Source organism: Leisingera sp. MMG026 (assembly GCF_021654205.1).
GTDB lineage: Bacteria > Pseudomonadota > Alphaproteobacteria > Rhodobacterales > Rhodobacteraceae > Leisingera.
Genome location: NZ_JAKFZM010000007.1, coordinates 131,636 through 138,632 on the forward strand (window position 1 = coordinate 131,636; position 6,997 = coordinate 138,632).

General features: G+C 56.4%; 5 protein-coding genes. 3 read left to right on the top strand and 2 right to left on the bottom strand.

Annotated features, from left to right (window positions below):
* Positions 1-123: 123 nt before the first annotated feature.
* Both L1069_RS05805 and L1069_RS05810 read right to left on the bottom strand, forming a co-directional pair.
* On the bottom strand, positions 124-330 hold the full coding sequence (locus tag L1069_RS05805) for a hypothetical protein (protein WP_007120662.1): 207 nt from the start codon (positions 328-330) through the stop codon (positions 124-126).
* Between the two features lie 539 nt (positions 331-869).
* On the bottom strand, positions 870-1,799 hold the full coding sequence (locus tag L1069_RS05810) for a DUF2493 domain-containing protein (protein ID WP_096708176.1): 930 nt from the start codon (positions 1,797-1,799) through the stop codon (positions 870-872).
* 775 nt (positions 1,800-2,574) lie between these two features.
* Between L1069_RS05810 and L1069_RS05815 the strand changes: the two genes are divergently transcribed.
* The 3 genes from L1069_RS05815 to L1069_RS05825 form a co-directional block, all read left to right on the top strand.
* On the top strand, positions 2,575-4,806 hold the full coding sequence (locus L1069_RS05815) for an AAA family ATPase (RefSeq protein WP_024099315.1): 2,232 nt from the start codon (positions 2,575-2,577) through the stop codon (positions 4,804-4,806).
* Positions 4,803-6,647 (top strand): UvrD-helicase domain-containing protein, encoded by a 1,845-nt coding sequence (locus L1069_RS05820; RefSeq protein ID WP_024099314.1) that lies wholly within the window; start codon positions 4,803-4,805, stop codon positions 6,645-6,647. The genes L1069_RS05815 and L1069_RS05820 overlap by 4 nt, the downstream gene beginning before the upstream one ends.
* A 67-nt stretch (positions 6,648-6,714) precedes the next feature.
* A partial coding sequence (locus L1069_RS05825; RefSeq protein ID WP_237455016.1) for a metallophosphoesterase occupies positions 6,715-6,997 on the top strand: 283 nt, incomplete at its 3' end.

Here is a 6,997-nt window from a genome sequence, read left to right on the forward strand (position 1 = left end):
CGCAGGGACCGGCACCAAGGCGAGGTCGCTGCCGGCGATCACCCGCGCCGGAACCGGCATCCCTGGAACAGGGATCGGGCCGCCCCAAGATCGTCCTGGGGCGGCCCATCCTCGTCAGAGGATTCAGTCCTGGGGATCTTTCGCGCTCGGCGGGAACATCACCAGCTCCGAGACCGCGACCGGGAAGTCGAGCTTGAGGCTGAAGAACTCCGAGCCGTCCCCGTTGCGGGTGTTGCGGAACATAGCGCCCACGCGCTGAAAGCGGGTGCGCTCCTGGCCATCGGTATCGGTGAACTTGACGGGGACGGTTGCGACGTAGTGGTTGGTCATTTGGGTTACTCCTTGTTGCGATGGGGATCACCCGGCACGGGGGCAAGAGGCTCGGTCGCAAGCGCAAATGCGGAGGGTCCGCGGCTTTGCCGTGGAAGCCGTATTTGTGCTTGCCGAAGCGTGAGCTGAGGGCACGGACGGGCCGACCCCGTGCGATCCACATCGATGAGCAAAAAGGAGTGATCCGGATGACCCCTTACATCACGCCGACGCCGTCATCTGCGTCCTCGTCCCGCCGCTCCTGGCCGGGGTGCTCACGGAGCCCGCCCGCGTGGGTTCGATGTTCCGAAACACGCCCCGAGGGACGTGCAGGGCTTCAGCCTAAAGTGCGACGGCTCGACCCCTTGCGTCTTGTGCTGCGAACGATGTGCGTGAGGTGCGCACCATCCCCAGCCCGTACCGATGCGGATGGGCCGCACTCTGACGGACCGGGTAGAGGGATAACGGTACTGGACGCCACGAGCTGCCGATCACGCGTGACCGACCGCACGCACCATGAGACATGACGAAAGGGCCGCGCCAAGCGCGACCCCCTCTCTTCAATTCTGCGACGCCTTCTTCGCCGGGTCCGCAACCCGCATGACCGTCAGACCTTTCGCTTCCGCCTTCTGCCCGAGGTTCAGCGCGACTCCGTTGCCGCCGAAGAGTACAACCCCCGTCGCCGCGAACTTGTCGTCCAGCATTTCGTCGTTGCACTTGAACGGTGCCGCCCGCCCATGCGCGGACCAGCGCGGATCGAAGCGCGCCTGTGCTATCCCGCGTGCTCGGGCCCACCGGGCCGCAATCATCTCTGCCCCGTGCTTGCCGCCCTTGTGGCAGAGGAAGATCTCCTGGTTGCGGTTCTGCTTGATCCGTTCGCGAACCTTGTCGAGCGTGTTGAAGATCACATCGACATCGGTCCAGTCGGTGGCGCCTGAGACGATCAGGGGCACCCCCGCGACTTTCGACTTCTCGGCGGTTTCACGGTCGTGCTGCTCCAGGAGCTGCCGTGCCTCGAAGACCGCCCCGGTCTCCTGCGCCCGGACGCTTGCGCGCGACCCGGCTGCCGGGATGAAGGCGTGGCCCGTCTCGATCTCGTAGCATTCCGCCGCCGCCTCGCTCATCACCTCGATAGCGCTGACAATCTCGCGCAGCTGCAGAAAGCGCGCCTGCGCCTCGTCGAGCGCGGTCTCGGCGATCTCCGATCCGTCGTGGGATTTTGCCAGCGCGCCGATCTTGTCGGCGGTGCGGTCGACCTCCTTGCCAAGCGCCACCTTGCGGCGCTGCAGGATCGTGGCGAGCCCATGGGCCAGCGGTTCGATCTCTGCTTCAAGCCCGGTCCCGCGCAGCTGACCGAGCAAAGCCTCGAAGCTCTCGCGGATGATGTGGTCGCTCAGGATGTGATCTTCCGGGATCGGCAGGTGGGCGTCCTTCTCGGTCAGTCCGAAAAGCTCGATGGTCTCGTAGGTGTTCGCAGTGTCGTAAGCCATGTCTGGTCTCCAGTGTTCGGTTGCAAGGCCACCACGTGAGTGTGGGGGCATGGCCGAATGTCTGGTTTCCGAATCTGCCCGGGTCAGGGACGGCGCAGCCGCCGGCTTGCCGGGCGCAAAAGTTTTCCGCGTGCAGCAACTGACACATGCGCGCCCTCACGCACGGGACCGCCCCAAGCCACAGGCCCCGTCCTCGCCGAAAAGTTTTGCGATCCTTGACGCGGGCTGATTTGGGGGCCATCCGGAGGATATGCTTCCACGCTCATGTGTGTGTGTTTTGACGGTAGGTTTGCCCGACACGAGCAGGCAAACGGCCCGACCGGACGCGGGAGACGGATGCAGCGGCGGGATCGTTTTGCCCCGCAAAACAGACCAGAGCGCAATCCGGCGGAGCGGCCAGGGAGAGACGTGCTCGCGAGGCGGGCAAACCGGGACGCCGGGTGCGACGCCGCGGTGAGGCCGCATGGCCGAATGCGCGACGGACCGAAGGGCCGTTCTCCCCTGCGACACGCGAAGCCGAGCTGGGGAGGCCGCAAGGCATAAGCCAAGGTTGATGTGCAGGCGACTACGCTGCAGAATACACGGATTACTTTTCGAAGCACTCCACGTGATGGGCCGGGAACGGACTGGCGGCTTCATGGCAATGAATGCAAATAAGGGGACATCCCTCGTTGCCATGGTTCGGTCCTCCCGAAATTCTACACCTAGGGAGCGACGCATTGGACTGCCCCTTTCACGGTAGACAAGCCCTGCCTCATAAGGTGGGTTTGGATGGGTGACGCAGTTGTCTTGCTTTTGTCAGCTTGGTGACATTCGCGCCGTTGCGAGCATCAGTTTTGTGTCAACCGGCGACGAATTTACCTTCCCGAACACAACCAATGATTGCTATCATCTTCGCAGCTTACAGGGGGACTGGATGCGTCTAGGTAGTATATCCATTCGAAATTTTCGGCGCCTGAATGATGTGTCCGTTGATTTCGAAAGCAAGGAAACTGTTTTTGTTGGCCCGAACAACAGCGGCAAGACTTCTGCGACGGCTGCCATTCGAAGCTTTCTCGGGAACCGGGAATTCAAGATTCATGACTTCTCCATTCTCGCAATTGCCTCTATCGACGCATACGCTCCAAGGAACGAATCCAGCCTACCTCAAATAGAACTTGATCTCTGGTTTCACATCGATCCGGACTCAATTGCGTTCGGTCGGGTCTTTGCCCTGGCAACGAGCCTTTCCGCTGATTTCTCGGAAATCGGGATGCGCTGCTCGTTCGCTGCGGATGACGCAGCAGAACTCTGGAAGCATTACGATGCAGCTTTCCCGACAAAGGAAGACGGTACCCGCAAGCGCCCTTTGAGCTTCTTCCTTGGAATGGAAGGCAACTTGAAAAAGTATTTTGGCATCAAGGTGTCCTCGCTGGAAAAGCTGGAAGAGGAATTCGTGGCAACGGCACTCTCCGCGCAAGAAGGCAAGAAGATTGTCCATTCTCTGCTGCGCGTCGATTTCGTTGATGCCCAGCGAAATATTGACGACGAGAATGCCGCGAGGAGCAACAGACTGTCAGACGCCTTTGCGACGTATTACCGGAGAAACCTGGAGCAGGCGGAACTGGCCGAAGAAGCTGTAGCGATCATTGAACAGAATAATGAAAATCTGACTAGGCACTACGACGAACGCTTCAGACCCCTGATGACAATGATCGGAGGTCTTGGCCTTCCCTCCGACAACGACCGCGCGATGAAGGTCGTTTCGACACTCAGTTCGGAGGTTGCGTTACGCGGTAACACCGAACTCTTCTACGTCGATGCCAGCACCAGCCATGAGCTACCCGAGGCCTATAACGGACTGGGTTTCAAGAACCTGGTGTTCATGGCCATTCAGGTCGATCATTTTTATCGGCAATGGCTCGCGACCGAAGACAACCGTCCGCTGTGCCAGATGATCTTTATCGAAGAACCGGAAGTGCATTTGCACGCTCAGGTCCAACAAACATTCATTCGCCAGATGTGGGACGTGCTCACCGCTGACGCACCAGAAGGCGAAAGCAAGCCCCAGCTCACAATCACGACCCACTCGTCGCACATCCTGGATACCGTGGATTTCTCAAAAATCCGCTACTTCCGTCGGTGCCATATCAACGGTGAACAGGATGGAGTGACCTATCAGGGAACGACCGTGCACAGCCTTCGCCAATTTCAACCTGAGCCACTTGAATTGGGCGGCGATATGATTGAACCAGAGGAATCACTTTCCTTTCTCAAAAAATATCTGAGACTTACGCATTGCGACTTGTTCTTCTCCGATGCTGCCATACTCGTTGAGGGGTCTGCGGAAAAACTGCTTTTGCCGCGCATGATTGACATATCGGCGCAGAATCTGAACAAAAAGTATCTGACCATTCTGGAGGTAGGTGGCGCTTATGGGATGCGCTTCGCCGGATTGTTGGAATTCCTCGAAATTCCCTATTTGGTCATCACCGATATCGACTCCGTTGATCCCGCGAGAAACCGGGCGAGTTGCGTCGCTACCCATCCGGGAGCCGTTTCGTCGAATGCGACTCTGGGGTATTTCTTTGGAGAGACGAGAGTCGCCGAACTCTCCGGCAACACCTTTGACGATTGTCTGCAAGCTGAAGGGATGCGTTTTGTCGCCTATCAAAAGCCAGTAGAAGTTAACCGTCAGGACAATGCTCAAACCTTCCACGGGCGAACCCTTGAAGAAGCCTTTGTCTTCGAAAACCTCGACCACTTCCATGCCGATGGACTCAGTATCGGCATTGACTTGCCGGATGGTCGAGCCGAATTGCAAGAGGCCGTCTGGCGACGCATTAAAAGCGATACTTTCAAAAAAACAGAATTTGCTATGGATGTCCTTGCCTTCGAAATACCGGCAGGCGGGGACGAAGAAGCGAATGCGGGAGAGAACCGGGACTGGAATGTTCCCCACTACATCGACGAAGGCCTAAAATGGCTGGAGACACGTCTCTCCCAAAACCTGGGAGCCGGCGAATGACGGCAGAACTCAAGCCAACTGAGGCCGATAAGAAAATTGCTGAGTGCATCGCCAAGGACGTTTCATTTTCGGTTATCGCAGGCGCTGGTTCAGGCAAAACCACATCGCTCGTTGAAGCTCTGAAAGGAATCCAGAGGTCCCGTGGAAACGAGCTTCGGAAAAACGGTCAGCGCGTGGTGTGTATCACATACACAAACCGTGCCGTTGGAGTGATTTCGTCGCGTCTAGGTTTCGATGACCTCTTTTACGTTTCCACTCTGCACGGGTTCCTTTGGGCGGAAATCGCGCGCTTCCAGGATGCTATTCGGGAGACCCTTCGTGATGCGATCGTCCCGCAACATATGGAAAAGGCCCGCGAGAAAGACAACGGGGGGACGTCTCAGGCCGCTCAAAAAGCGAGGAAAGACCTTGAGCGCCTGACTGCCCAACTTGCTGCGCTAAACGCGCATAAACCGCCGATATGCTACGAAGAAACCGTTATCAGCGACTATTCCAAATGTGTCCTGAACCATGATGATGTTATTGACGTCGCGGCCTATCTAATCACGAACAAACCACTCTTGCGCAAAGGCCTCGGGTTCAAATACCCCTACATCTTTGTCGATGAAGCTCAAGACACCTTCCCGCAGGTCGTCGAGGCGCTCAATGCTGTGTGCGCGGACGAAGGTTTACCAATCGTCGGATATTTCGGCGATCCGATGCAGCAGATTTACGATAAGCGTGCCGGAGGTTTTGCCGGTCCAAAAGGCTCCGAAAAGATTCCGAAGGAAGAGAATTTTCGAAGCTCAACCTCGGTGATCGACCTTCTCAACAACTTCAGAACCGATCTGAAGCAGGTTCCGGGTGGGAAGAACTCCGACGTTAAGGGCAGCGTCTTGATTACGATCGCGCAGGCTCCCGACCCTGCCGGTCCACGGAAAACCTATACCTCTGAACAACTCGATGAGGTAACGGCGAAGTTCGAGGAAGCCGTTGAACAATGGGGATGGACCGATATTACTCCTGTAAAGAACCTTTTTCTGGCACGCCAGATGATCGCCCGGAGGCTCGGATTCGTTACACTGCACAAGCTCTTTACAGGTGACTATTCGTCGTCCAGATCCCAATCCGACTATGAAGACGGCACGCACTATCTTCTCAAGCCCTTTGTGGACGGCATTTTTTCTTTGGTCGATGCATCCCGCAACAACTATCCTAAGAAGCTGATTGAAACACTCCGAAGAATAAGCCCTGCTTTTGACGACACTGGAGCGAACAAGAGCAAAACCCTCAAACAGATGCTCGAGGAAGCCTCAAAACACGCCGCTGCTTTGGCAGAAAAATGGGAAGGCAATACGGTCAAAGAAATTCTGGAATACTGTAGCGCGAACGCGCTTTATCCAATTTCGGACCGCCTTGCAGGTCAGTTGGCTCGCGCTCCCCGCCAAGCTTATGACTCCGGCAATGAGGATCACCAAAGGGAAAAAGGAGATTGGCTGGCTGATGAATTCTTCAAGCTGAAGGCTGACGAACTCGAAAAGTACATCGAATTTCTGGATGAGAATTCTCCTTTCAGTACGCAGCACGGCTCGAAAGGCGAAGAGTATGAAAACGTGCTGGTCATGATCGACGATATCGAGGCAGCCTGGAATACCTACAGCTTTTCGAAAGTTCTGACCCCTGGTGTCGCGGGCAATCCGACCGACCGGCAGCAAGAACTTACTCAAAAGCTGGCTTATGTCTGTTTTTCACGGGCGGAAGTGAACCTTAGGATTTTGATGTTTTCGAAAGCCGCGGAAGCGGCCAAAAAAGAACTGGTTGAGCGCGGTTTGTTCCAGGACAGCCAGGTTTCAATTTTATAGGTACCGGACAGATCCTTATGCAGATTCATTTTTTCACATCGATCGTTTTCAGGAAGATTTAAAATCTATGCGTGTCCTCGTTTCAGCCGACATTCATCTCGGGTCGCCGATTCGCTCGACCGCGATGCGCAATCCGGATCTGGGTGACCATCTGAAACAGGCAAGTCGGGACACGTTCATTCGCATTGTTGATCTGGCAATCTCGGAAAGTGTCGATGCACTGGTTCTCGCTGGCGACATCTTTGATAATGACCAACCAGACCTGAAGTCCCGGGCATTTCTGATCTCGCAATTGGCACGCGCCGCTGACGCGGGTGTTCCCACAGTACTGATCCGTGGCAACCACGATG